We start from the raw sequence: 22460 nt of genomic DNA, 5'->3' as shown, positions 1-22460 counted from the left end.
CCAGAGCGTCTCGGCGGCCGCGGTGCCGAGCGTCCTGCTCCATTCCCGGTCCTCGCAGCCCACGGCCGGAGCGGGCTGAGGGTGTCCGCGAGGGTCTCCTTGACGGCGTCCTTGCTGAACAGGGGGTCCGCAAGCGCGTGGCCAGGGCCTCGGGCCCTGGCCCGCAGCCGTCTTCCCCGCTCCTACGCGTCCTGCGGGTGGCCCCCGTCGCGCCGGCGGCGGACCGCCGCGGCGATCGTCCAGCCGAGCCCCGCGGCGGCCACCAGGACGAGCAGCGCCTCGGGGAGCGTGCCCATGCGGGTCGCCGGAGTCCGCGAGGTGCGCAGCGGCACCTCGTCGACGAGGGTGGCCGGGGTGAACATCCCGGTCCTCTGCACGATGCGTCCGTCGGGTCGGATCACGGCGCTGACCCCGCTGGTCACCGGGACGGTGACGCTGCGGCTGTGCTCGACGGCCCGGACCCGGGACATCGCGAGCTGCTGGTAGGTCATCTCGCTGCGGTCGAAGGTCGCGTTGTTGCTCGGTACCGAGATCATCTCGGCCCCGTGAGTGACGGTGTCGCGCACGTCCCAGTCGAAGGCCGCCTCGTAACACGTGGCGATGCCGACCTTCGTCCCGTCCATGGTGAAGACGCCGGGTCTGTCGCCGCGGCTGAAGTCCTGGGCGACCATCGTGGTCCAGCTGTCGTTGATCCTGGCGAGAAGCGAGCGCATCGGAAGGTACTCGCCGAAGGGCTGGATCTGGCGCTTGTCGTAGGTGGCGGTGGGGCCCTGCGCCGGGTCCCACAGGATCTGCTCGTTGTAGAGCCCGCCGTCCGCCTTCTGGACGACGCCGCCGACCGAGATGGGCGCCCCGACCGCCTTGGCGGCCTCGTCGATGACCTCGCTCGCGTCGGGGTTGCGGAAGGGGTCGATGTCGGAGGAGTTCTCCGGCCACAGCACGAAGTCGGGCTGCTTGACCTTCCCGGCCCTGATCCGCTGGGCGAGCCGCTTGGTCTCCTTGACGTGGTAGTCGAGTACGGCGCGCCGCTGCTCGTTGAAGCCGAGGCCGGCGCGTGGCACGTTGCCCTGGATCACGGCGACGGTCGCGGTGCCGTTCTCGGCGCGGTCGGAGACGAGCGGGCGGGCGGCGAGGGCCGCGCCGACCGGGAGCAGGACGGCGAGCCCGGCGGTGAGCGCGGTGGCCCGCGGCAGGAGGCCGTCCCGGCGGTACGCGAGGACGGCACGGACGGCGGCGTACAGGCCGAACCCGCACAGGGCGACGGCGAAGCCGAGGACCGGGGTGCCACCGAGGGCGGCGAGCGGGAGGAAGACCCCGTCGGCCTGGCCGAAGGCGATCTTGCCCCAGGGGAAGCCCCCGAACGGGGCGCGCGCCCGAGCCGCCTCCCCCGCCGTCCACAGCGCGGCGGCCCACAGCGGCCAGCCCGGCAGCCGGGTCACCGGGGCGACGGCGGCCCCGACGAGGGCGAGGAACACGGCCTCGGCGGCGGCGAGCGCGAGCCAGGGTCCGGAGCCCACCTCGACCCCGGTCCACACGAGCAGCGGCAGGAAGAAGCCCAGGCCGAAGAGGTAGCCGAGGCCGAGCCCCGCCTTCCAGGTGCGTCCGTGCAGGACCCAGGCGAACGCGGCGAGGGCCGGCAGGGCGAGCCACCACAGGGTGCGCGGCGGGAAGCTCAGGTACAGCAGCAGCCCGGCGAGGGCGGAGACGACGGCGGGTGCGAGCCGGCGCACCAGCCGCTCTCCCCTGCGGGCGGGGCCGGGGGGCGCTGAGTCGTCCAGCGGGGTGAGGGTGACGGTCACTCTCCGGAGTCTACGGCGCGGCCGGGCCGCGCGGGTGTGGCCTTCCCCTCATGCCCGGTTCGCGAAAAAAGCGCGCCCCTCCCCGGCGGGGGGGGCGCGCAGCGGGTCAGGTACCCGGTGCGGCGGACGGGCCGCCGTAGAGATGGAGGCGTCTGCGGATCTCCCGCACGGCCGCCTCGGCCTCGTCCACGGTGAAGGTGAACTTGCGTCCGTCGCCCAGCCGCAGCACGACGCCCTCGCCGCGGCGGACGACGACGCCGGTGCCCATCTCCGGCCGCCAGCGGTAGCCGTAACCGCCCCAGTGGCGTGGGGTGACGGACGGGTCGAAGTCGGCCTGGACGACGTGGGAGAGCGGGATCACGCGGCGCGGCACCCCGATGTGGCCGCAGCGGACCTCCAGGGTGTCGTGGTCGACGCGGACGGCGACGCTCACGAACGCGAGCGTGCCGAAGAGGATGAGCAGCCCGGCCAGCAGGCAGCCGACCACCGAGACGGCGAGCGCCGCGACGCCCGAGGTCCAGCTGGAGTTGACGGCCAGGGCGATGCCCAGGGCCAGACAGGCGGCGCCCGCGAGCGCGAGCACCCACTGCGCGTGGTTGGTGGCGCGGCCCTCCCAGACCTCGGGGTGAGCCCCGCTGTCGTCCCGGGCGGCCTCGTCGTGGGGTGGGTACCTCATGGCGTTGAGGGTACTCAGGTTCCGCCGTGAAGGCGCCTTGTCGCGCACCGTGACCCGCGTCCCTTTTCGCCGGGGAAAGATCCTTCACGCCGGCGGCGGGGAGGGAGTTCTGGCCGGCCCGCCTCAGTGGGCGGCGCCCACCCCGCTCAGCAGACGGCCCTCGGCGTACTGGAGGGCGGCGGGCGGCAGGGCGCCCTCCTGCCCGCTCAGCAGGACCGTGAGCCCGCCCGTTCGGGTGAGGTCGGGGGTGCCTGCGACGCGTCGCAGGGCCTGGGCGGCGACCGCCCCCGCCGAGCCGTGCAGCACGAGCGGGGGTTCGCCGGGGCCGCGCAGCGCGGCGCGGATACGGTCGGCGACGAGTTCGTAGTGGGTGCAGCCCAGGACGACGGTCGACACCTCGCGGGGTGTACGGGCGGCCGCGGCGGCGACAGCGGCGTCGACGGCCGCCTCGTCGCCCTGCTCGACGGCGTCGGCCAGCCCCGGGCAGGGCACCTCGGTGACCTCGACACCGGCGGCGAACTCGGCGATCAGTCCGCGCTGATAGGCGCTGCCCGTGGTGGCGGGGGTCGCCCAGATCGCGACGGGGCCACCACCGGTCGCGGCCGGCTTGATCGCGGGCACGGTGCCGATCACGGGGAGGCCGGGCTCGAAGCGGGCGCGCAGCGCGGGCAGGGCGTGCACCGTGGCGGTGTTGCACGCGACCACGAGGGCGTCCGGGCGGTGGGCGGCGGCGGCCTCGGCGACGGCGAGGGCACGCCGGGTGAGGTCCTGCGAGCTGCGGCGTCCCCAGGGCATTCCCTCGGGGTCGCTGGAGAGGAGGAGGTCGGCGTCGGGCCGCAGTCCGCGGAGGACGGCAGCGGCCGGCAGCAGCCCGATTCCGGAGTCCATGAGCGCGATCTTCACCCACTCACCATAGTCGAAGGGCCGGTGCGCCTCCCGGGCGTGGTGGCAGACTGCGGCGGATGAGTGTCGTCGTGTGGATCTCCGTTGTCTCCCTCGCCGCGTGGCTGTGGCTGCTGCTGGGCCAGGGCTTCTTCTGGCGTACCGACGTGCGCCTGCCGCCTCGGCGCGATCCCGCGCGCTGGCCCTCGGTGGCGGTGGTGGTGCCCGCGAGGGACGAGGCGGAGGTGCTGCCGCTGAGCCTGCCCTCGCTCTTGGAGCAGGAGTACCCGGGGCACGCGGAGGTGGTGCTGGTGGACGACGGGAGCACGGACGGGACCGGGGAGCTGGCCCGGTCGCTGGCCTCGACGTACGGCGGGCTGCCGCTGCGGATCGTGTCGCCGGGAGAGCCGCCGAACGGCTGGACGGGGAAGCTGTGGGCGGTGCGGCACGGGATCGCCCTGGCCCGGGAGCGGGAACCGGAGTTCCTGCTGCTGACGGATGCGGACATCGCGCACGAGCCGGACAGCCTGCGCTCGCTGGTGGCGGCCGCGGAGGGCAACGGCCTCGACATGGTGTCGCAGATGGCGCGCCTGCGGGTGGCGAGCCTGTGGGAGCGCATGGTCGTTCCGGCCTTCGTCTACTTCTTCTCGCAGCTCTACCCCTTCCGGTGGATCAACCGTCCGCGCGCGCGGACGGCGGCGGCGGCCGGGGGGTGCGTCCTGCTGCGCACGAGCACCGCTGTCGCGGTGGGGGTGCCGGACGTGATCCGGCAGTCGGTCATCGACGACGTCGCTCTCGCGCGCGCCGTGCAGCGCGGCGGCGGGCGGATCTGGCTGGGCCTCGCCGAGCGGGTGGACAGCGTGCGTCCCTACCCGCGGCTGGCCGACCTGTGGCGCATGATCGCGCGCAGCGCCTACGCGCAACTGCGCCACCAACCGTTGGTCCTGCTGGGGACGGTGCTCGGTCTCGCGCTGGTCTATCTGGTACCGCCGCTCGCCCTGACCGTGGGTCTGGCCGCCGGTGACGCGGTGGTCGCGGCAGCCGGGGCGGCGGCCTGGCTCGTGATGACGGCGACCTACCTGCCGATGCTGCGCTACTACGGGCAGAACCCGCTCCTTTCGCTGCTGCTGCCGGTCACCGCGTTCCTGTACCTGCTGATGACGGTGGACTCGGCGGTGCAGCACTACCGGGGCAGGGGCGCGGCCTGGAAGGGCCGCACCTACGCACGGCCCGAGCCGCAGACCGTGTTCCCGGGACCGGGACCGGGCACGGGGGAGCCGGAGGCCGGGAGCGTGCGGGAGGGCTGAGCGGGCCCCCTCGGCGGGGCCGGGCAGCCGGCGGCGGGGGTGGCCCGCACCGCCGGGCGAGCGTGCCGGGCTCATCGGCCGCCGCCTCAGCGGGTGAACGCCGGGAGGAGCCCGTCACCAGTCGTGCCGGGCTCCTCCGGAGAGCGGGTGCGGGTCAGGCGGCGTCCTCGCGCAGGCGTTCCGCCTCCTCGCGCCGGGCGCGCTGGCGGGCGACGTCCGCGACCGGGGCCGAGAGCAGGAGGGTGCGGGTGTAGGGGTGCCGCGGGGTGCGGGTGACGGTGTCGGCGGGGCCGGTCTCGACGATCTCGCCGTGGTGGATGACGGAGACCCGGTGGCTCATGTAACGGACCACGGACAGGTCGTGCGAGACGAAGAGGTAGGAGACGCCGGTCTGTTCCTGGATCTCCAGGAGCAGTTCGAGCACCGCCGCCTGTGTGGTGAGGTCGAGCGCGGAGACCGGTTCGTCGCACACGATCAGGCGCGGGCGCAGCGCGAGGGCACGGGCGATGGCGACGCGCTGGCGCTGCCCTCCGGAGAACTCCCTCGGCAGCCGGGCTGCGGCGTCCGCGGGCAGCCGTACGCGGTCCAGGAAGCGGCCGACACGGCCGCGCGCCTCCTTGGCCCCCACCCCCTGGCCGAGCAGGGGCTCGGCGAGGGTGTCACCGACCGTCCTGGACGGGTTGAGGGAGGTGTAGGGGTCCTGGAAGATGACCTGGAGGTCCCCGCCCAGGGCGCGTCTGCGGGCGGGTTTCATGCCGTCGAGGCGTTCGCCCGCGAAGGTGATGCCGCCCCCGCTCACCGGGACGAGGCCGAGGACGGCGCGCCCGATGGTCGTCTTGCCCGAGCCGGATTCGCCGACCAGGCCCAGGGTCTCCCCCGCCCCGATGTCGAGGCTCACGCCCTTGAGCACCTCGGCGCGCGGGGCGCGCCAGCCCTTGCCGGGAAAGGACACCCGCAGGTCGCGGATGTCGAGGAGCGGTTGCGAGGCGCTCTCGGCCGAAGCCTGCTCGGTGCTCATACGGTCGTGCCCTTCGTGTGTGCCGGCTGCCAGGGGGCCCGTGCCGGCACCTCGTCGAGCACGGCGTCCAGCAGGGTGCGGGTGTAGGGGTGCCGGGGCGCGTGCAGGACCTGTTCGACGGCGCCCGTCTCGACGACGCGTCCCTCGCTCATGACGGCCACCCGGTCGCAGAGGTCGGCGACGACTCCGAGGTTGTGGGTGACGAGGAGGATGCCGAGCCCCCGTTCCGCGCGCAGCCGGCGCAGCAGCGCGAGGATCTCCGCCTGGACGCGGACGTCGAGGGCGGTGGTCGGCTCGTCGGCGATCAGCAGTCTCGGCTCGCAGGAGATGGCGCCGGCGATCAGGACGCGCTGGGCCATGCCCCCGGATATCTCGTGCGGATAGGCGCGGAAGGCCCGTTCCGGGTCGGGGATCTCGACGGTGCGCAGCAGGTCGAGGGCGCGTGTGCGGGCCTCGGCACGGCTCAGCCCGAGGGTGACCCGCAGGGGTTCGACGAGCTGGCTGCCGATGGTGAACGCGGGGTCCAGATTGCTCATGGGCTCCTGCGGTACGTAGCCGATGACGGTGCCGCGCAGGGAGCGGTGCCGCTTCTCGGGCAGTCCGACGACCTCGTGCCCCTCGACGGTGACGCTGCCCCGGGTGACGGCGCCGCCCGCCGGGAGGAGGCCGAGGACGGAGAAGGCGGTCTGGGTCTTGCCCGAACCGGACTCGCCGACCAGGCCGAGGATCTCGCCGGGTGCCACGTCGAGGTCGACGCCGTGCACGACCTCCTTGTCCGAGCCGTCCGGGAGGCCGTACGCGACCGTGAGGCCCCGCACGGAGAGCAGTTCGCCGCGGTCCGCGGCGTCCGCCGCCGTGTGCGCGCCGGTCTCGCGCGCGGCGGGCCGCACGGGCTCCGGGGCGCGGCGGGTGGAGCGGCGGCGGGTCGTGCCCCGGTCCTCCAGGAGGTCCCGCAGGGCGGCGGCGAGCAGGACGAGGGCGCCGCTGGTGAGGCCGAGGGCGAGTCCGGGCCAGAGCATGAGCACGGGTGCGCGCTGGATGTTCTGGAACGCCTCTTCGAGCATCGCGCCCCAGGTGGGCGCTGAACCGCTGCCGATGCCGAGGAATTCGAGGCCCGCCTGGAGGCCGATGGCGATCCCGGCGACGAGCGCGACCTGGATGATGACGGGTGCGCGGACCACGATGAGGATGTGGCGGGCGACGATCCTGCGGTCGGTCAGGCCGGAGACGCGTGCGGCGTCGACGTACAGCTCGCCCCGGACGTTCGCCACCAGACCGCGCACCAGGCGGTAGAAGCTCGGCGCGACGAGCACGCCGAGGACGAGCATGAGCACCCACACCTTCGGGCCGAGGATCGCGCGGCTCGCGAGCAGGACGACCATCGCGGGCAGCGCCATGACCAGATTGACGATCCAGCCCGCCACCGCGTCGAAGCGGCCGCCCCGGTAGCCGGCGTACAGCCCCGAGGGCACCCCGAGGAGCAGCCCGACCGCGAGGGAGAGCACCGCGCCGCCGAGGGTCTCCCGGCCGCCGTACAGCAGGCGGGAGAGGATGTCGCGGCCGGCCGAGTCGAGTCCGAGCGGGTGTCCCCCGCCCGCCCCGGCGAAGGCGCCGCTGAGCGAGGAGGCCCCCGGGTCCTGGGGGGCCAGCACGGGGGCCAAAAGGACGGCGAGCACGATGAGCAGGAGCAGGCCGGCGGAGCTCGCGCCCAGCGGGTGCCGCAGGAGTCGGTGCAGGAGGCCGTGGCCCGGACGGGCGGGCGCGTCCGGCGTGGTGGGCTCCGCGGGGGGTGTTCCGTCCGCGCGGGGGGCGTCCGCCGGGTCGCTCGCGTCGGTCACGGCCGCCACGGCCTGGAGGTTCTCGCTCACGCGACCCTCGCCTTCGGGTTAAGCCAGCCGATCAGGACGTCGACGAGGAGGTTGATGAGGACGACCCCGATGACCGTGAGCATGACCAGCGCCATGATCACCGGGATGTCGCCCCGTGTGGTGTAGGTGACGGTCATGGAGCCGATGCCGGGGAGCCCGAAGATCTGCTCGACCAGGACGGCGCCGCCCAGCAGCCCGACGAACTGCATGCCGAGCACGGAGAGCGCGGGGGCGGAGGCGTTGCGCAGGACGTGCCGCAGGACGACGCGGTGCGGGGGGAGCCCGCGGGCGCGCAGGGTGCGGACGTAGTCCTGGCGCAGGACGTCGATGACGGAGCCGCGCACCTGCTGCGAGACGCCCGCGACGGAGGCGAGGGACAGCGCGGCGATCGGCAGGGTGACCGTCGAGAGCCAGCCCGAGGGCGAGTCGGTGAAGGGGGTGTAGCCGATGGCGGGGAACCAGTTCAGCCGGACGGCGAACAGCAGCACGATGACGAGGGTCACCAGGAAGCCGGGCAGGGCGTAGCCGACGACGCCGAGGATCTGCACGACGCGGTCGACGGCGCCGCGGCGGACCCCGGCCCACACGCCGAGCACGAAGGACACGACGGTGGTCACCAGCGTGACGCCCAGCATGAGGCTGAGGGTCACGGGCAGTCGGCCCGCGACGGCCTGGGTGACGTCCTCGCTCGTGTACCAGGAGGTGCCGAGGTCTCCCCGGACGGCGTGGCCGAGCCACTCCGCGTACTGGGTGAGGACCGGGCGGTCGAGGCCGAGGGAGGCGTTCTTGGCGTCCACGACGTCCTGGCCGGCCTCCTGGCCCAGGAGCTGGCGGCCGACATCGAGGTGCGGCACCGAGAGCAGCAGGTAGGAGAGGAGGGAGACCACGAACAGGAGGAGCACTCCCGAGGCGATTCTGCGGATGACGAAATTCAGCATGGCACTCGATATCGGTCGTGGGCGCGGTGGTGTCCGCGGAGGCGATCGTGGTGACGGTCGCGGGAGTTCGGGGGAACGCGCGGGATCTCGCGAGCGGGCGAGGGCGGGCGGCGGGAGCGGTTCCGGTGGCCGGGGCGGGCCGGGCGGGCCGTCCGTCGGGGGCGGCCGGGGGCGGGGCGTGCCCCGGCCGGCGCCACCCCGGCCACCGGGGTCACGCGGCCCCGGCGGGCCGGTAGTTGTAGATCGAGGGAACGGCCATCCCGGACTGCGGTTCCGCGGTCACCGAGTCGTCGGTGACCAGGAGGTAGGTCATCCGGTAGAAGGGCACGAACCAGCCTTCGTCCACGAGGTGCTGGTTGAGCTGCCTGGCGGCCGTGCGGGCCTTGTCCCCGGTCTCCCGCTGGACTCGCGGGACCAGACGCCGCACGGTCGCGTCGGTGGAGCCGAACATGTTGAAGGCGCCGGGGGACACGAGGTCCTGCACGGTGATCCAGTCGGCGGCGGCCTGGCCGATGTTCATGACCATGCCGGAGTAGGCACGGTCGGTGTAGATCTTCTGGATCGCGCTGGAGGCGTCGAGCTGGTCCCAGACGAGCTTGATCCCGACGGCCTTGAGGTCGGCCTGCAGGGAGGAGGCCAGGGCGTCGCTGACGATGGCCGAGACCCTCGGCAACTTGAGCGTGAAGCCCTTGGCGTACCCGGCCGCGGCGAGCAGCTTCCTGGCCTTCTCGGGGTCGTAGGCGTAGGCGGAGTCGAGCTTCTTGTCGTACGCCCCCGTCTCGGGGCCGAAGACCTGGGCGGTGGTCTCCCCGCGCCCGAGGCGGATCTTCTTGAGCATCGTCGGCCGGTCGACCGCGTAGTTGAGCGCCTGCCTGACCTTGGCCTCGCGCAGTGCGGGGGTGTGGACCCCGGAACGGTCGAAGAGGAGCAGTCCCTGGAAGTCGATGGACTGCTTGCTGGTCTTCAGCCGCGGATCGGCCTCCACGGAGGTCTGCTGGTCGGCCGCCTGGAGCAGGGCGGTGTCGATCTGGCCGGTCTTGAGTCCGTTGACGACGGCGGTCTCATTGTCGAAGACGCTCATGGTCAGCGTCCGGTACGGCAGTTCCTCGCCCCAGTAGTCCTTCTTGCGGCTGAAGACATACTTGGTGCCGACGGCTGTCCTTCCCTTGTCGAGGGTGTAGGGACCGGTGCCGACCGGGCTGGTCTTGAGGCTGTCGCCGGAGAGTTCGGCGGGGCTCGCCATGAGGCCGGCCGCGTCGCTCAGGTAGAAGAGCATCGCGGGGTCGGGGCTCGTGAGCACGAGCGTCACGTGGGTCGCGTCCCGGACCTCGACCTTCTTCAGCACGTTCAGGGTCTTGGCCGAGGCACCGCCGCCCTTCTTGAAGTGCGTCATGTTGGCGCTGACCGCCTCGCCGTCGAAGGGTGTGCCGTCGCTGAACTTCACCCCCTTGCGCAGGGTGAGGGACAGCCGGGTGCGGCCGGTGTCCCAGCTCCACTTCGTGGCCAGCATCGGCTGGTACGAACCGTCCGGGGCGCGCTTGACGAGCGTGTCGTAGACCGCCTGGAAGTACGGGAGGGCGCTGCCGGTGGCGGACGCGGGATCGAGACTCTGCGCGGCGGTGAGCGTCGCGACGTTCAGGGTCTTCGAGCCCGCGCCCGCGGTGGTGCCCGCGGAGCCGGCACAGCCGGCGAGCACCAGCGAGGCCGCGGCGGCACAGGCCGTCAGGGCACCGGTTCGAGAGGTTCTGCTCATGGGTCGACTCCGTCTGGAGGGCCGGCAACGAGGTTGCGGCAAGGGCCGGCAACGAACGTTCCGGCGAGATTGGCGGCGAGCTTACACACAGAACTGACCACTTGGTAGGTTTCCCTCGATAAAAATCAACCAACTGGTAAGTTCGCTTCCGGGTCAGGGTTTTCGCGCCCCGTCACCGAACACGACGGGGCGCTCCCCCGCCCTTCGCGCCGCAGGAGCCCACCACCACCGCGGCACACCACTTCGGACGCTCCCTCCGCACCACCCGTCGACCGCAGGAGGTCACCCCGTTGAGCCAGCAGCCACTCGCGCCCCGTCCACGACCGAGCAAGGGCGACCGCACCCGTGCCCGCATCCTCGACGCGGCCACGGAGCTGTTCTCCCGCTCCGGCTTCCACGCCGTCTCGCTGCGGGACATCGCCGCCCACGCGGGACTGACCCACGCCGGGCTGCTGCACCACTTCCCGGGCAAGGAGGCTCTGCTGACCCAGGTCCTCAGCAGACGGGACCAGGAGGACGCCGAGCGCCTCTTCCCGCCGGACGCCTCCAGCGACCCCACCGAACGGCTCATGCGGCTCGTGTACGTCGTGGCACGCAACGCGCGCACCCCCGGCCTGGTCGGGCTGTACGTCAAGCTCTCCGGGGAGGCGTCCGATCCCGACCACCCGGCGCGCGCCTACTTCGTGAACCGCTACCGGGTACTGCGGGAGCGCACGACGGTGCTGTTCACCCGGCTCTTCGCGGAGCACGAGCCCCCGCTGCACCACGACCCGGCCTCGGTGGCGCAGCAGTTGCTGGCCCTGATGGACGGCCTGCAGACGCAGTGGCTGCTGGAGCCGGGCGCCGTGGACATGCACACCTCGGTCCGCGCCTTCCTGCACCAACTGGGCGTGACGCTGCCGCCGACGCCCTGGCCCGGCGAGCAGGCCCCGCCCCCCGGCCCGGCCGGCCGGGCCGCGCCGGAGCCGGAGGTGGCCTGAGCCGCGCACGGCCGGCTCGCCGGGCACCGCGCTCAGCCTCCGGTCGCGGCCAGCACGGCGGCGGCCGCGGAACGGTGCCCCGCCTCGTTGGGATGCAGCCCGGCCGTGGTGTCCGAGTCGGCGGGCTCGACCCAGCGCGTACCGGCCGGCTTGCAGAGGTCGTGCCCGACGGAGGGGGTGTAGGTGTCCACGTAGCGGGCACCGTGCAGTGCCGCGCTCCGCGCGAGCATCTCGTTGAACTGCTTCTCCTTGTCCCTGATCCAGGGGGCGTCGCCCGAGGAGAGGGAGACGGTGCCGTGGCAGTTGCCGCCGTCCTCGGGCAGGATCACCGGGTAGCCGACGAGCAGCACCCTGGCCCTCGGGGAGCGACGGTGGATCTCGTCGAGCACGGCGTCGACCTTCGGCGCGACGCCGTCGATGCGCGCCGTGACCTCGTCGGTCCCGTGCAGCGTGTAGGAGGTCTTGCAGGGCGCCCCGTACGGCAGCAGGGCGCCGAGGACGATGCAGCGGCCCAGCAGGGCGGGCAGGTCGAGGTCGTTGCCGCCGATGCCGAGGGTCACGAGCGTCGTGTCGGGAGCGAGCGCGTCGAGTTGTGGCGGGGCCTCTCCCTGGGGGCCCGTCATGTGGGTCGTGTCGGCGCCCGAGCAACTGACGTCGGTGAAGGACGCGGGGGTCAGCGCCCGAGCGACGAGGGACGGGTAGTTGACGTCGGAGCGCCCGCACGCGCTGTCGACCTGGGTGCCGAGCCTGGGGCCGGAGGTGTAGGAGTCGCCGAGCGCCACATAGCGTTCGGCGGCCGCCGCCTGCTCGCGCGGGGCGGCCTGCGCCTGGGGCACCGAGGCGAGCAGGGCGCCGAGCGCGAGCGTCAGGGCGCCCGCGCCGAGCCGGTGGCGGGCGCGACGCCCGGGACGGATACACGGGAACTGCTGGAGTCTTGCCTTCATGACCGTTCCTCATCGACTGGCCGAAGGGACAGGGGCCCCGGGCACCACCGGCCGTCCGGTGCATTCCGTCCGGTCGGTAGGGCACCTTGAGCGCGAAAACCGTACGTCGATCGGTTTCCGCCCGTCAATGCGCGCGACACGAGGAACCTGGACGGCACACGGGCACCCGGGCCACACACCCCTCCCCTGGGCCGCCCAGTTACCCTCCGGTCGCGGGCCACCTCTTGACAGTGAAAACCGATCACCATACGGTTTTTCTCCTCCGGACCGTCGCGGCCGCCCTCCTCGGCCCCCGGCCCCTCGGGGCGCGGGCCCGCCGTCTCCGAAGACCTCCGGCCCCGGCGGTGTCGCGGCCGACGCCCGCCCCGGTGCGCCGCCCCGACCGCGCGCAGCGCCCCCGCCTCAGCCATCTCCTCCACGAACCGGCAGGTATCCCGCATGACTCAGCACGCTCGGCCGTCCACCGGCGACCGGAGCCCGGCCACCCTGCCGCTCGCCGACAAGGCCGCTCTCACCAGTGGCGCGAGTGACTTCACGACCGAGGCGAACGAGGCGGCCGGCATCCCGGCCGTCACCCTGTCCGACGGTCCGCACGGGCTGCGGCTGCCCCGCCAGAACGGCGACGGCGGCCAGCTCGAACTGCGCAGCGCCACCCCCGCGACCTGCTTCCCGCCCGCCGTGGCCCTGGGCAACTCCTGGGACCCGGGGCTGGCCCGCAGGGTGGCCAGAGCGCTCGCGGCCGAGGCGCGCACGCACGGCATCGGGGTGCTGCTCGGCCCCGGCGTCAACCTCAAGCGCTCGCCGTTGTGCGGCCGCAACTTCGAGTACTTCTCCGAGGACCCGCTGCTCTCCGCGGCGCTGGGCGGCGCCATGGTCGAGGGGCTCCAGGAGGCGGGGGTGGGCGCCTCCCTCAAGCACTACGCCGCCAACAACCAGGAGACCGACCGGATGAGGGTCTCCGCCGACGTCGACGAGCGCCCCCTGCGCGAGCTGTACCTGCGCGCCTTCGAACGCATCGTGCGCACGGCCCGCCCGTGGACGGTGATGGCCTCGTACAACGGGGTGAACGGCACCCCCGTCACCGAGAGCGCGCGCCTGCTGACCGGCATCCTGCGCGAGGAGTGGGGCTTCGACGGGATCGTCGTGTCCGACTGGGGCGCGGTACGCGACCGGGTGGCCGCGCTGCGCGCCGGGCTCGACCTCCAGATGCCCGCGGTGGGCGGACGCACCGACCGCGAGGTGACGGCCGCCGTGGAGAGCGGAGCGCTCGACGAGGCGGTGCTGGACCGCGCCGTGGAGCGGCTCGCGCGGTTCGCGCGGCGGGTCGCGCACGGCGCGGCGGCCGAGGGCGGAGCGGGCCGGCCCCACTCCGCACAGGCGCACCACCACCTCGCGGGCGAGGCGGCGGAACGGTGTGTGGTGCTGCTCAAGAACGAGGGAGGGCTGCTGCCGCTCTCCCCGGCCACGGGCCGGATCGCCGTCGTCGGTGAACTCGCCCGTACGCCCCGCTACCAGGGCGGTGGCAGCTCCCAGGTGACCCCCACGCGGCTGGACACCCCGCTCGACGCGCTGCGGGAGCAGTCCACCGGCGCCACGGTCGGCTTCGCTCCGGGCTACGCCCTGCCCGGTGCCCCGCCGCGGACCCCGGAGGCACCGGACCTGGCCGCCGAGGCCCTGGCCCTCGCGAGCGGCGCCGACGTGGTACTCGTCTTCCTCGGGCTGCCGGTCGAGGAGGAGTCCGAGGGCTTCGACCGCACGCACATCGATCTGCCCGGGGAACAACTCGCGCTGCTGGAAAGCCTGGTGGCGACGAACCCGCGGGTCGTGGCCGTCCTCTCGCACGGCGGTGTCGTCCGCACCTCCCCCTGGCAGGAGGAGGTGCCCGCGCTGGTCGACGGGGCGCTCCTCGGTCAGGCGGGCGGGGGCGCGCTGGCCCGGGTGCTCTTCGGCGCGGTCAACCCCTCAGGCAAGCTCGCGGAGACGGTCCCGCTGCGGCTCGCCGACTCCCCCAGCCACCTGTCCTTCCCCGGTGAGGAAGGGCACGTGCGCTACGGCGAGGGCGTGTTCGTGGGCTACCGGGGATACGACGCCGCCGAGCGTCCCGTCGCCTTCCCCTTCGGGCACGGACTCTCGTACACGAGCTTCGCGTACCGGGATCTGGAAGTGGGGACCGTGGACGCGGCCGGGGGCGAAGTGGTGTCCGTGCGCGTGAAGGTCGCGAACACCGGCCGGCGCCCAGGCCGTGAGATCGTCCAGATCTACAGCCGTCCGCCGGCCGGTTCCCGGCTTACCCACCCGGTCCGTGAACTGCGCGCCTTCGCGGCGGTCGAGCTGGCTCCCGGCGAGGAGCGGACAGTGGAGCTGACGGTGCCACGCGCCGATCTCGCGTACTACAGCGTGCGGGAGGGCGGCTGGCACGTCGAGGGCGGCACGTACCGGATCGAGGCCGGATCCTCCTCGCGGGACATCCGTCTCGACGCCGCGCTCGAACTCGCCGCGGACCCGAGCCGGGAGCGGCTCACCGCACGCGGCACGCTCGGCGAGTGGCTGTCCCACCCGACCGGATCGGCGGTACTGCTGGAGCACATCGGCCGGGCCAGGGCGGCGGCGGACGCGCCCGCGGAGGGCCCCTCGCTCTCCGACCCGGCGCTGCTGCGCTTCCTGACCGATGTCCCGCTCTCCGTCATCGCGGACTTTCCCATCAGCCCGATCGCCCCAGAAGAGCTGTCCGCGCTCGCGGCGGAGGCCGAGGCACGCGCGGCCTTTGGGGCGAGCGCGGCCGCGCCGGGAGAACCGGTCGGCGGTGCCTGAGCCGGGGCGCGGGTCCGCGCCCTCCCGGGAGCGGGGCGCGCCCCGCGTCGAGGGGACGACGGCGCCCGGCTGGGAGAGCGTGCGAACCGCCTTCGCCGAGGGGCAGTACGGCGACTCGGGCGCGGCACAACTGGCCGTGCACCACCGGGGGGAGCAGGTGGTGGACCTCTGGGCGGTTCCCTCGCCGGACCCCCGGGAAGCAACGCCCGCCGAAGTCCCGGCCGCCGGGCGCCCCTTCGACGGGGACTCGGTCGGCGTCCTCATGTCGGCCGGCAAAGGGGTGCTCGCGGTGTGCGCGCATCTCCTCGCCGAGCGCGGGCTCCTGCGGCTGGACGCTCCCGTGGTCCACTACTGGCCCCAGTACGGGAGGCACGGCAAGGAGCACACCACGGTCGCCGACGTGCTCGCCCACCGGGCCGGGCTGCCCGCCTTCGGTGGCGGGCTCGGCGTCCCGGAACTGTACGACTGGGACGCCTGCGCCGGGGCACTGGCCGCCGCCGCGCCCGTCTGGACTCCGGGCAGCGCCTTCCTCTACCACCCGCTCACCTTCGGCCACTTGACCGGCGAGCTGATCCGGCGGGCCGACGGCCGCTCGCCGGGCGCCTTCCTCGCCGAGGAGGTCGCGGGGCCGCTCGGTCTCGCCCTGTGGTTCGGACTGCCGCAGACGGAGGAGTACCGCTTCGTCCCGCAGTTCAGCAGCCCCGAGCGACCGCCCCCGGCCCCGGAAGAGGTGACGGCCGCGCTGGCGGCGGCCGGGCTCGATCCCGGCCGTCCCCTGACGACGGCGCTCCTCGCGAGCTTCGGCGAACTGCGCGCGGTCGTCGAAGGGTTCGGCACCCGGCGGGGGCGCGCGGCGCAGCTCCCGGGAGCGGGGGGCATCGGCAACGCGCGGTCCCTGTCGCGCCTGTACGCGGCGCTGCTCGGTCCGGTGGACGGGGTGCGGCTGCTGGGCGAGTCGACGGTCGAGCGGGCGCGCACCTGCGTCACCGATCCACTCGCGCCGCCCGCCCCTCTGGACCGTCTCGACGGGCCCGACCGCTCGCGCTTCGGTCTCGGCTTCGAACTCCCGCGCCCGGGAGAGCCCTTGCTCGGCCCCGGTTCCTTCGGGCACGCGGGGGCGGGCGGCCGGCTCGGACTGGCCCACCCGGAGAGCGGGGTGAGCCTCGCCTACACCTGCACCGCGATGAGCTGGGTGCCGGAGCGGGGGCCCGATCCGCGCTGGCTGCCGTGGACGCGGGCGGTGCGACGGATCGTGGAGGCAGGGGAGCCGGGCGCTGCTGGGGATGCCCGCACACGGGGGACGAGCCCCTGAGGGGCGGGCGCGCAAGGGAGACGGGACGGGGGCCGCCAAAGCGACCGGTGGCCCCCGTCCGTACGTCAGTCCACCGCCTGAGCGCCCCGGGCGGTCAGCAGCAGTTGCATGTCGTCGACGGTCTGCTCCATGTCGACGGAGCGGTCGTTGAGCCACTGGAGCTGGACGCCGTCCGCGACGGCGAGCAGCAGCACCGCGAGCCGTTCCGGCGGCACGGCCGAGACCATCTCCCCCGCCTCCACGCGCCGGCGGATGTGCTCCGCCAGCTGGCCGCGCAGCAGTTGGTAGCGCTCGGAGAACAGGGCGTGCGCCGGGTGCTCCGGGTCGCTGCCCGCCGCGGCCATCGACACGAACAGCTCGACGAGCCCGGGGGTGCCGGCCCCCTCCCGGACGATCTCCCGGAACCGCTGCGGCTCCTCGCGCCCCCCGTGCCGCTCGCGCGCGGACTCGTCGCGCATCCGGAGCACCTGGGTGAGCAGGTCCTCCTTGGAGGCGAAGTAGTGCATGAGGCCGGGCAGGCTCAGCTCGCACCGGGCGGCCACCTTGCGCAGGGAGGTGCCCCGGTACCCCTCGGCCGCGAAGATGTCCAGCGCGGCCTGGAGGATCTCGCGGCGCTTGGCCTCGCCCTTCTCGTACGGGCCTCTCTTCGGCATGGTCGACAGCCTAACGTCCGCTGGTGGCCTGGGCCGGGCCGGGCGCGACGGCCGGCCCGCGGGCTCCCGTGCCGCCCTCGTGTCCCGCCTCCCCGTCCGCCGGGAGGCGACCGGAGCGGGCGAGGGCGCCCAGCCAGCGCGCCGAGGGTTTGGGGGTGCGGGCGAAGGTCTCGGGGTCGACGGCGATGAGCCCGAAGGTCGGTCCGTAGGTGCCCCATTCGTAGTTGTCGAGGGCGCTCCAGTGCAGATAGCCGCGTACGTCGACGCCCTCGCGCAGCGTCTCCGCGAGGCCCGCGAGCGCGGCCGCCGTGTAGGCGACACGGCGACGGTCGTCGGCCGTCGCGATGCCGTTCTCGGTCACGAGGACCGGTACCCCCGGCCCGGTGACGGCGGCGGTGTGCCGGATCGCCTCGGCGAGGGCCTGCGGGTAGTACTCCCAGCCGGTCAGCGTGGTCTCCGCGCCCTCCGGGACCGGCAGTGGTCCCTCGGGGCCGACGCGGGTGCGGGTGTAGGACTGGACGCCCACCCAGTCGTCGCCACGCGCCGCTTCGAGGAAGACGTCCTCGCGGGGGTGGGCGTGGGCGGCCGTGGCCTCCTCCGCGCCCGGCTGTGCCTGGTAGACCTGATTGGCCACGGTCCAGCCGACCCGCAGCGCCGGGAGCGCCTCCTTGAGGACCGCGCGGGCCGCCCGGTGGGCCGCGACGAGCGCCTCGGTGACCTGGGCGTCGGGCAGCGCGCGGGCGACGTGGGCCGCGGCGCCCTCCGTGCCCGCGCCCCGGTCTTCCGGGCGCGCGGCGCGCAGCAGCGTGTGCATGAGCGCGATCATGTTGGGCTCGTTGATCGTCGCGACGTACCGGACCCCCTCGGCGAGCACCGGGAGCACGGTGCGCGCGTAGCCGGCGAACAGCTCGGTGGCCTCCGGCGCGCTCCAGCCGCCCCGCTCGGTGAACCAGCGGGGACTGGTGAAGTGGTGGAGGGTGACGACGGGTTGCAGCCCGCGCTCCAGGGCGCCGCGCACCATGTCCCGGTAGTGCAGCAGCGCGGCCCGGGAGACCCGTCCGGGTTCCGGCTCGATCCGGGCCCACTCGATGCTGAACCGGTAGGCGTTAAAACCGAGTTCGCTCAGCAGGTCCATGTCCTCGGGCCAGCGGTGCCAGCTGTCGGCGGCGTCGCCGCTGGGCTCGGTGACGAAGGTGCCGGGCCGGTGCTCCAGGGCCCACCAGTCGCTCGCGTGGTTGTTCCCCTCGATCTGGTGCGCCGAGGTGGAGGCGCCCATGAGGAAGCCCTCGGGCAGGGGGTGACCGGGAGATACGGGGCGCGGCATGCGGGGCGTCCTTTCGTCCGGAGGGCCGGTTGGCCACCCTCCTTGAAAAGCGTTCATTGATCGGTTTTGGTGTTAGCGTACATGCGGCAGCGCGTCGGCAGTAGTGCCCGCCTGCGAAGACCGACCGCCCCGGACGAGCCACCCGCCCTCCGCGGACTCCGGCCGCCGGGGCCGAGCGACCGGAGCCCCTCATGCCCGCTGTCCGACCGGCCCCCCTCATCCCGTCCACCGGCCCGTGCGAGACCGTCGGCGCGGGTGGCACCGTGCCCGTGCGCGGTCCCTGGCGCCTGCGGACCGCCGATCCCGAGCTGGTGCCGCTGGCCCGCACCCTGCACACCCTGCTCGCCCCGCACCTCGGGGACCGGCTGCTGCCGTTCGGCCAGGGCGGGGAGGTGCGGGGCGGGGAGCCGGCCGAGGCGCTGGAGCTCACGTTCGCCCTCGGCGACACCTCGTACGGGGCCACGCCTCACGGCGTGTCGCCCGCCGGGCTCGACACCCCGGCCGACGAGTCGTACCGGCTGACCGTGGACGGCTCCGGTGTCCACTGCCACGCGGCCACCACGCAGGGCCTGTTCCGCGCGGGCACGACGGCGCTCCAACTGCTCTCCACCGCGGGGCCGGAGGACGCGGACGACTCCGTGCTCGGACACCACGTGCGCACCGACGCGCCCCACTACGCGTGGCGCGGCCTGATGGTCGACCCCGCGCGCGGTTTCCTGAGCCCCGCCGAACTGCGCCGGATCATCGACCTGGCCGCGCTCTACAAGTTCAACGTGCTGCACCTGCACCTCACCGACAACGAGGGCTGGCGCCTGGAACTGCCCACGCTGCCGGAGCTGACGGCGGACGGGAGCGAGCACTACACGGCGCGGGAGTACACGGAACTCCAGCGGTACGCGGCCGAACGCTTCCTCACGGTCGTCCCCGAGATCGACCTTCCGGGGCACTGCGGGACCCTGCGCGCCGCCGTACCCGGCCTGCCCGCCGCCCCGTGCCCGCCCGAGCTGTCCGGACGTTTCCCCTTCGTGGCGCCCCTGGACCTCCAGGACGAGCGGACCCACGCCCTCGTGGACACGGTGTTCGCCCAACTGAGCGCGCTCACCGACGGGCCGTGGGTGCACATCGGCGGCGACGAGGCCGTGGGCATGACCGCCGACAGCTTCGCAGAAGCCGTGCGCGCGCTGCGCGCCTCGGTGCGCGCGCACGGCAAACGACCGCTCGGCTGGCAGGAGTCCAGCCGCGCGGGCATCGGACCGGAGGACCTCGCGCAGTTCTGGGTGGACGTCCCGATGATGGAACTGCCCGCCGATCAGGCGGCTCTGGACGCCCGCCCCGAACTCCTCGCCCTGGGGCAGACGATGGGGTTCATCGAGGCCCTGCGGCGGTTCTTCGCCTCGGCCGACGAGGATCTGGAGCGCATCCTCTCGGGCGGTGGGAAGGTGCTGCTCTCGCCGCAGTCCCACCTCTATCTCGACCGGCCGTACGCGCCCGCCATCGTGCCGCCACAGCAGGCCGAGGACGCCGCCCGGCTCGGCTTCCCCTCGTATCCGGCGCGGAGTGTGGCGTACACGGCCGCCTGGGACCCCTCGGCGCACGGGGTGCCCGAGGAGAGCGTCGCGGGCGTCGAGGCCACGGTGTTCGGCGAGTCCGTGCGCGGACTCGCCGACCTCACCTTCCTGCTGCTGCCCCGGCTCGCCTCGGTCGCCGAGACGGCGTGGACGGGCCGGGCGCCCCAGTGGGAGGAGTACCGCGAGCGGCTCGCAGGGCACGGGCGGCTCTGGCGGGAGCGGGGTCTCACCCACCTGGAAGGTACGGAGATCGCCTGGGTCTGAACCGTGTTGCCGCCGGGGGATGTCGCGCTGATGTTTCGCCAGATCAAGCCAAGGTTTCACCAGGGCAAGCAGCGAGAACCAGCGTAAATCGGATAAGCACACGATTGGGGCTCCCCAATCAGCACATCGTGGGCTTAACTTATGTGCCATGACCTCCCCCCGCCCCACTTACGGCAGCGGCTACTACTCCGCGCCGTCTTTCCCGGACACTCCGATCTACGACTCGCTCGTGGCGGAGCGGGGCACGCCGCAGATCGCGCCGATCCGGGTGCCCTCCCTGTACGAGTCGAGCAGTAACCTGCCCGCTCTCCCGTCGGCTCTGCCGGCCCTGCCGGCGGCGCCCGCGCCCCCGTCCCCTCCTTCGTACTACGGGTATCCCCAGGCGTCGCAGCCGGCACCGCTCCAGCAGGCTCCGACGCCGTACATCCCGCAGCAGGCCGGCGCGCAGCGCGCCCCCTATCCCGGGCCGCCGCAGCAACAGGCCTACCGCCCCGCGCCGCCCCAGGGCTACGAGGCCGCGCGCCCCGCGCCCGCGCCCTACGAAGATCCGTACAACCGTCCCTACCGGGGTTACTGAGGTCTCGCCACCGCCCCGGCAGCCCGCGTCCGGTCTCTCCTCCCCCCTGAGGTGGAGGAGAGACCGGACGCTGCGCGTGACAGGAGGGGTGGAAGGATGGGGGCATGGCCGGACCCGTACTGCACTCCGTGCACATCCACCCCCTCAAGGCGGCGCGCGCCCTCGACCGCGAGGCCGTGCTCGTCGAGCCCTGGGGTCTCGCGGGTGACCGCCGGTGGATGCTCGTGGACCCGGACGGGAAACTGATCACCCAGCGCGAGGAGCCACGCCTCGCCCTGCTGGAGGCGGCCCCGCGCCCGGACGGCTCGCTCGTGCTGTCGGCCCCGGGGGCCGGGCCCCTGGAGGTGGCGGTCCCCGAACCCGTCGGGACCGTGCCGGTACGGGTGTTCAAGACCAAGGTCGAGGCCGTGCTCGCCGCCGAGTCGGCGCACGCGTGGTGCGGGGCGTATCTCGGCAGACCGGCACGCCTGGTCCATCTCGACGATCCGGCGGTACGCCGACCGGTCGACCCGGCGTACGCACAGCCGGGCGAGACGGTGTCCTTCGCGGACGGATACCCGCTGCTGGTCACCACGACCGCCTCCCTGGCCGCCCTCAACTCCCTCGTCGCCCGCGGTGACCTGCCCGAGGAAGGGCCCGTCCCGATGAGCCGTTTCCGGCCGAATCTGGTCATCGAGGGCACCGAGCCCTGGGCCGAGGACGGCTGGTGGCGCATCCGCGTCGGGGAGGTGCGCTTCCGCGTGCCGAAACCCTGCGCGCGCTGCGTCGTCACGACGACCGACCAGCTCACCGCCCGCCGGGGCAAGGAACCGCTGCGCAGCCTGGCCCGGCACCGCAGGTCCCCGGGCAACGGCGCCCTGTTCGGCAGCAACCTGATCCCGGAGTCGCCCGGAACCGTACGGGTCGGGGACCCGCTCACGGTGCTGGAGCGCGCCGCCCCGCCGGTCTTCGCATAGCCGGCCCGTGCCCGGGAACCCGGGCTGCGGACAAGGCCGTTGTCATCGAGGGGTGCGGCACAGTCGCTCCACCCCCGCGGTACGGGGCAGAGGCAGAAGAGGTGCCAGGGGTGCGGGCGATCGCGGGTCTGTGGAGGTGGCGGGACAATCCGCTGCGCCGCCGGACCGATCTGGTGGAGGGCTGGACCGGCCTGCTCGCCGTGGTCCTGGTGGTACTGCTCACCCCGCTCGCGGGCGTCCTCGTGGGCACCCGGACGGGTGACGCCCTTCAGCAGACCGTGCGCGCCCAGCAGCAGGACCGGCACCGGGTCACGGCCATCGTGCTGCGGCCCGCCGGCTCGGCGCGCTTCGACACCGACCCCGAGTCGGCCGGCGGACGCGTCGGGGACGTCCGCGTAGTCGCCGCGTGGACCGGCCCCGGCGGGGAGCGGCACAAGGGAGAGGCCCGCGCCACGCTGTCCCACCCGAAGGCGGGCGACTTCTTCCCGGTGTGGACCGACGACCGCGGCCGGCTCACGAACCGGCCGCTGGACGCCGCGACCGCCCAGGCCCACGCCGCCCTCGCGGGCATCGGGGCGGCCACCGCGACGGCGGCGCTGCTGGAGGGCCTGCGCCGGCTCCTGATGTGGCGCGTCCACCGGCAGCGGCTCGCCGCGTGGCAACGCGACTGGGCACGGGTCGGGCCGGACTGGGGACGAGCCGGCGCGGGAAGCTGACGGACCGGCGGTGACCAGGACACGGGACCGGTCAACTCGCCCTCCTCGCACACGCTACGGTGGACCGGCCGCCGTCCTGATGACGGGGCGGGGTCGCCGTCCACGCGGGCGGCC

At 73.9% G+C, this 22460-nt stretch carries 18 protein-coding genes; 8 read left to right on the top strand and 10 right to left on the bottom strand.

What is annotated here, in order from left to right:
- Nucleotides 1–182: 182 nt before the first annotated feature.
- The 3 genes from lnt to ACFYMP_RS09640 all read right to left on the bottom strand — a co-directional run bounded on the left by lnt (nt 183) and on the right by ACFYMP_RS09640 (nt 3378).
- Nucleotides 183–1799: an apolipoprotein N-acyltransferase gene (lnt, locus tag ACFYMP_RS09650; protein ID WP_388853270.1), complete on the bottom strand. Its 1617-nt coding sequence runs from the start codon at nt 1797–1799 to the stop codon at nt 183–185.
- Nucleotides 1800–1905: 106 nt separating this feature from the next.
- On the bottom strand, nt 1906–2475 hold the full coding sequence (locus ACFYMP_RS09645; RefSeq protein WP_388853267.1) for a hypothetical protein: 570 nt from the start codon (nt 2473–2475) through the stop codon (nt 1906–1908).
- Nucleotides 2476–2598: 123 nt separating this feature from the next.
- Complete coding sequence (locus tag ACFYMP_RS09640) at nt 2599–3378, bottom strand: glutamate racemase (RefSeq protein ID WP_388853264.1); 780 nt, start codon at nt 3376–3378, stop codon at nt 2599–2601.
- Between the two features lie 59 nt (nt 3379–3437).
- On the opposite strand from ACFYMP_RS09640, the gene ACFYMP_RS09635 reads away from it, so the two are divergent.
- The gene (locus ACFYMP_RS09635; RefSeq protein WP_388853261.1) at nt 3438–4664 is read left to right on the top strand and encodes a glycosyltransferase; all 1227 of its coding nucleotides are present in this window, start codon (nt 3438–3440) and stop codon (nt 4662–4664) included.
- Nucleotides 4665–4818: 154 nt separating this feature from the next.
- Here ACFYMP_RS09635 and ACFYMP_RS09630 read toward each other — a convergent pair whose 3' ends face one another.
- From ACFYMP_RS09630 to ACFYMP_RS09615, 4 genes are all read right to left on the bottom strand, one after another.
- Nucleotides 4819–5682 (bottom strand): ATP-binding cassette domain-containing protein, encoded by an 864-nt coding sequence (locus tag ACFYMP_RS09630; RefSeq protein ID WP_388853258.1) that lies wholly within the window; start codon nt 5680–5682, stop codon nt 4819–4821.
- Nucleotides 5679–7550, bottom strand: a complete 1872-nt coding sequence (locus ACFYMP_RS09625) for a dipeptide/oligopeptide/nickel ABC transporter permease/ATP-binding protein (protein ID WP_388853255.1) — start codon at nt 7548–7550, stop codon at nt 5679–5681. The genes ACFYMP_RS09630 and ACFYMP_RS09625 overlap by 4 nt, the downstream gene beginning before the upstream one ends.
- On the bottom strand, nt 7547–8488 hold the full coding sequence (locus ACFYMP_RS09620) for an ABC transporter permease (RefSeq protein ID WP_388853252.1): 942 nt from the start codon (nt 8486–8488) through the stop codon (nt 7547–7549). The genes ACFYMP_RS09625 and ACFYMP_RS09620 overlap by 4 nt, the downstream gene beginning before the upstream one ends.
- Nucleotides 8489–8699: 211 nt before the next feature.
- Complete coding sequence (locus tag ACFYMP_RS09615; protein ID WP_388853249.1) at nt 8700–10241, bottom strand: ABC transporter substrate-binding protein; 1542 nt, start codon at nt 10239–10241, stop codon at nt 8700–8702.
- A 290-nt stretch (nt 10242–10531) separates the two neighbouring features.
- Here ACFYMP_RS09615 and ACFYMP_RS09610 point away from each other — a divergent pair, with 290 nt between their 5' ends.
- Nucleotides 10532–11221, top strand: coding sequence for a TetR/AcrR family transcriptional regulator (locus ACFYMP_RS09610; protein WP_388853246.1), 690 nt, complete (start codon nt 10532–10534; stop codon nt 11219–11221).
- Nucleotides 11222–11253: 32 nt separating this feature from the next.
- Here the strand turns inward: ACFYMP_RS09610 and ACFYMP_RS09605 are convergent, their stop codons facing one another.
- Nucleotides 11254–12165 (bottom strand): SGNH/GDSL hydrolase family protein, encoded by a 912-nt coding sequence (locus ACFYMP_RS09605; RefSeq protein WP_388853243.1) that lies wholly within the window; start codon nt 12163–12165, stop codon nt 11254–11256.
- Between the two features lie 438 nt (nt 12166–12603).
- On the opposite strand from ACFYMP_RS09605, the gene ACFYMP_RS09600 reads away from it, so the two are divergent.
- Together ACFYMP_RS09600 and ACFYMP_RS09595 are read left to right on the top strand one after the other, a co-directional pair.
- The gene (locus tag ACFYMP_RS09600) at nt 12604–14976 is read left to right on the top strand and encodes a glycoside hydrolase family 3 C-terminal domain-containing protein (protein ID WP_388853240.1); all 2373 of its coding nucleotides are present in this window, start codon (nt 12604–12606) and stop codon (nt 14974–14976) included.
- Between the two features lie 79 nt (nt 14977–15055).
- A complete protein-coding gene (locus tag ACFYMP_RS09595) occupies nt 15056–16288 on the top strand; it encodes a serine hydrolase domain-containing protein (RefSeq protein ID WP_388853237.1) in 1233 nt (410 codons plus the stop codon).
- A 65-nt stretch (nt 16289–16353) separates the two neighbouring features.
- On the opposite strand, the gene ACFYMP_RS09590 is transcribed toward ACFYMP_RS09595, so the two are convergent.
- Nucleotides 16354–16941: a TetR/AcrR family transcriptional regulator gene (locus tag ACFYMP_RS09590; RefSeq protein WP_388853234.1), complete on the bottom strand. Its 588-nt coding sequence runs from the start codon at nt 16939–16941 to the stop codon at nt 16354–16356.
- 10 nt (nt 16942–16951) lie between these two features.
- Complete coding sequence (locus ACFYMP_RS09585; RefSeq protein WP_388853231.1) at nt 16952–18265, bottom strand: glycoside hydrolase family 1 protein; 1314 nt, start codon at nt 18263–18265, stop codon at nt 16952–16954.
- A 191-nt stretch (nt 18266–18456) separates the two neighbouring features.
- Here ACFYMP_RS09585 and ACFYMP_RS09580 point away from each other — a divergent pair, with 191 nt between their 5' ends.
- The 4 genes from ACFYMP_RS09580 (at nt 18457) to ACFYMP_RS09565 (ending at nt 22346) form a co-directional block, all read left to right on the top strand.
- Nucleotides 18457–20097, top strand: a complete 1641-nt coding sequence (locus tag ACFYMP_RS09580; RefSeq protein ID WP_388853228.1) for a family 20 glycosylhydrolase — start codon at nt 18457–18459, stop codon at nt 20095–20097.
- Nucleotides 20098–20245: 148 nt separating this feature from the next.
- Complete coding sequence (locus tag ACFYMP_RS09575) at nt 20246–20674, top strand: DUF6643 family protein (RefSeq protein WP_388853225.1); 429 nt, start codon at nt 20246–20248, stop codon at nt 20672–20674.
- Nucleotides 20675–20778: 104 nt separating this feature from the next.
- A complete protein-coding gene (locus ACFYMP_RS09570) occupies nt 20779–21630 on the top strand; it encodes an MOSC domain-containing protein (protein WP_388853222.1) in 852 nt (283 codons plus the stop codon).
- Nucleotides 21631–21740: 110 nt separating this feature from the next.
- Nucleotides 21741–22346, top strand: a complete 606-nt coding sequence (locus ACFYMP_RS09565) for a hypothetical protein (protein ID WP_388853219.1) — start codon at nt 21741–21743, stop codon at nt 22344–22346.
- Nucleotides 22347–22460: the final 114 nt, after the last annotated feature.

The organism is Streptomyces sp. NPDC007088, assembly GCF_042869355.1.
GTDB lineage: Bacteria > Actinomycetota > Actinomycetes > Streptomycetales > Streptomycetaceae > Streptomyces.
This window is presented reverse-complemented; position numbering and strand designations above follow the sequence as displayed.

What these genes read in the sequence shown, in the direction of transcription:
- ACFYMP_RS09630 (WP_388853258.1), bottom strand. Translation starts at nt 5,682, where the DNA reads ATGAGCACCGAGCAGGCTTCGGCCGAGAGCGCCTCGCAACCGCTCCTC.
- ACFYMP_RS09600 (WP_388853240.1), top strand. Translation starts at nt 12,604, where the DNA reads ATGACTCAGCACGCTCGGCCGTCCACCGGCGACCGGAGCCCGGCCACC.
- ACFYMP_RS09635 (WP_388853261.1), top strand. Translation starts at nt 3,438, where the DNA reads ATGAGTGTCGTCGTGTGGATCTCCGTTGTCTCCCTCGCCGCGTGGCTG.
- ACFYMP_RS09575 (WP_388853225.1), top strand. Translation starts at nt 20,246, where the DNA reads ATGACCTCCCCCCGCCCCACTTACGGCAGCGGCTACTACTCCGCGCCG.
- ACFYMP_RS09580 (WP_388853228.1), top strand. Translation starts at nt 18,457, where the DNA reads ATGCCCGCTGTCCGACCGGCCCCCCTCATCCCGTCCACCGGCCCGTGC.
- ACFYMP_RS09605 (WP_388853243.1), bottom strand. Translation starts at nt 12,165, where the DNA reads ATGAAGGCAAGACTCCAGCAGTTCCCGTGTATCCGTCCCGGGCGTCGC.
- ACFYMP_RS09570 (WP_388853222.1), top strand. Translation starts at nt 20,779, where the DNA reads ATGGCCGGACCCGTACTGCACTCCGTGCACATCCACCCCCTCAAGGCG.
- ACFYMP_RS09620 (WP_388853252.1), bottom strand. Translation starts at nt 8,488, where the DNA reads ATGCTGAATTTCGTCATCCGCAGAATCGCCTCGGGAGTGCTCCTCCTG.
- ACFYMP_RS09645 (WP_388853267.1), bottom strand. Translation starts at nt 2,475, where the DNA reads ATGAGGTACCCACCCCACGACGAGGCCGCCCGGGACGACAGCGGGGCT.
- ACFYMP_RS09615 (WP_388853249.1), bottom strand. Translation starts at nt 10,241, where the DNA reads ATGAGCAGAACCTCTCGAACCGGTGCCCTGACGGCCTGTGCCGCCGCG.
- ACFYMP_RS09585 (WP_388853231.1), bottom strand. Translation starts at nt 18,265, where the DNA reads ATGCCGCGCCCCGTATCTCCCGGTCACCCCCTGCCCGAGGGCTTCCTC.
- ACFYMP_RS09590 (WP_388853234.1), bottom strand. Translation starts at nt 16,941, where the DNA reads ATGCCGAAGAGAGGCCCGTACGAGAAGGGCGAGGCCAAGCGCCGCGAG.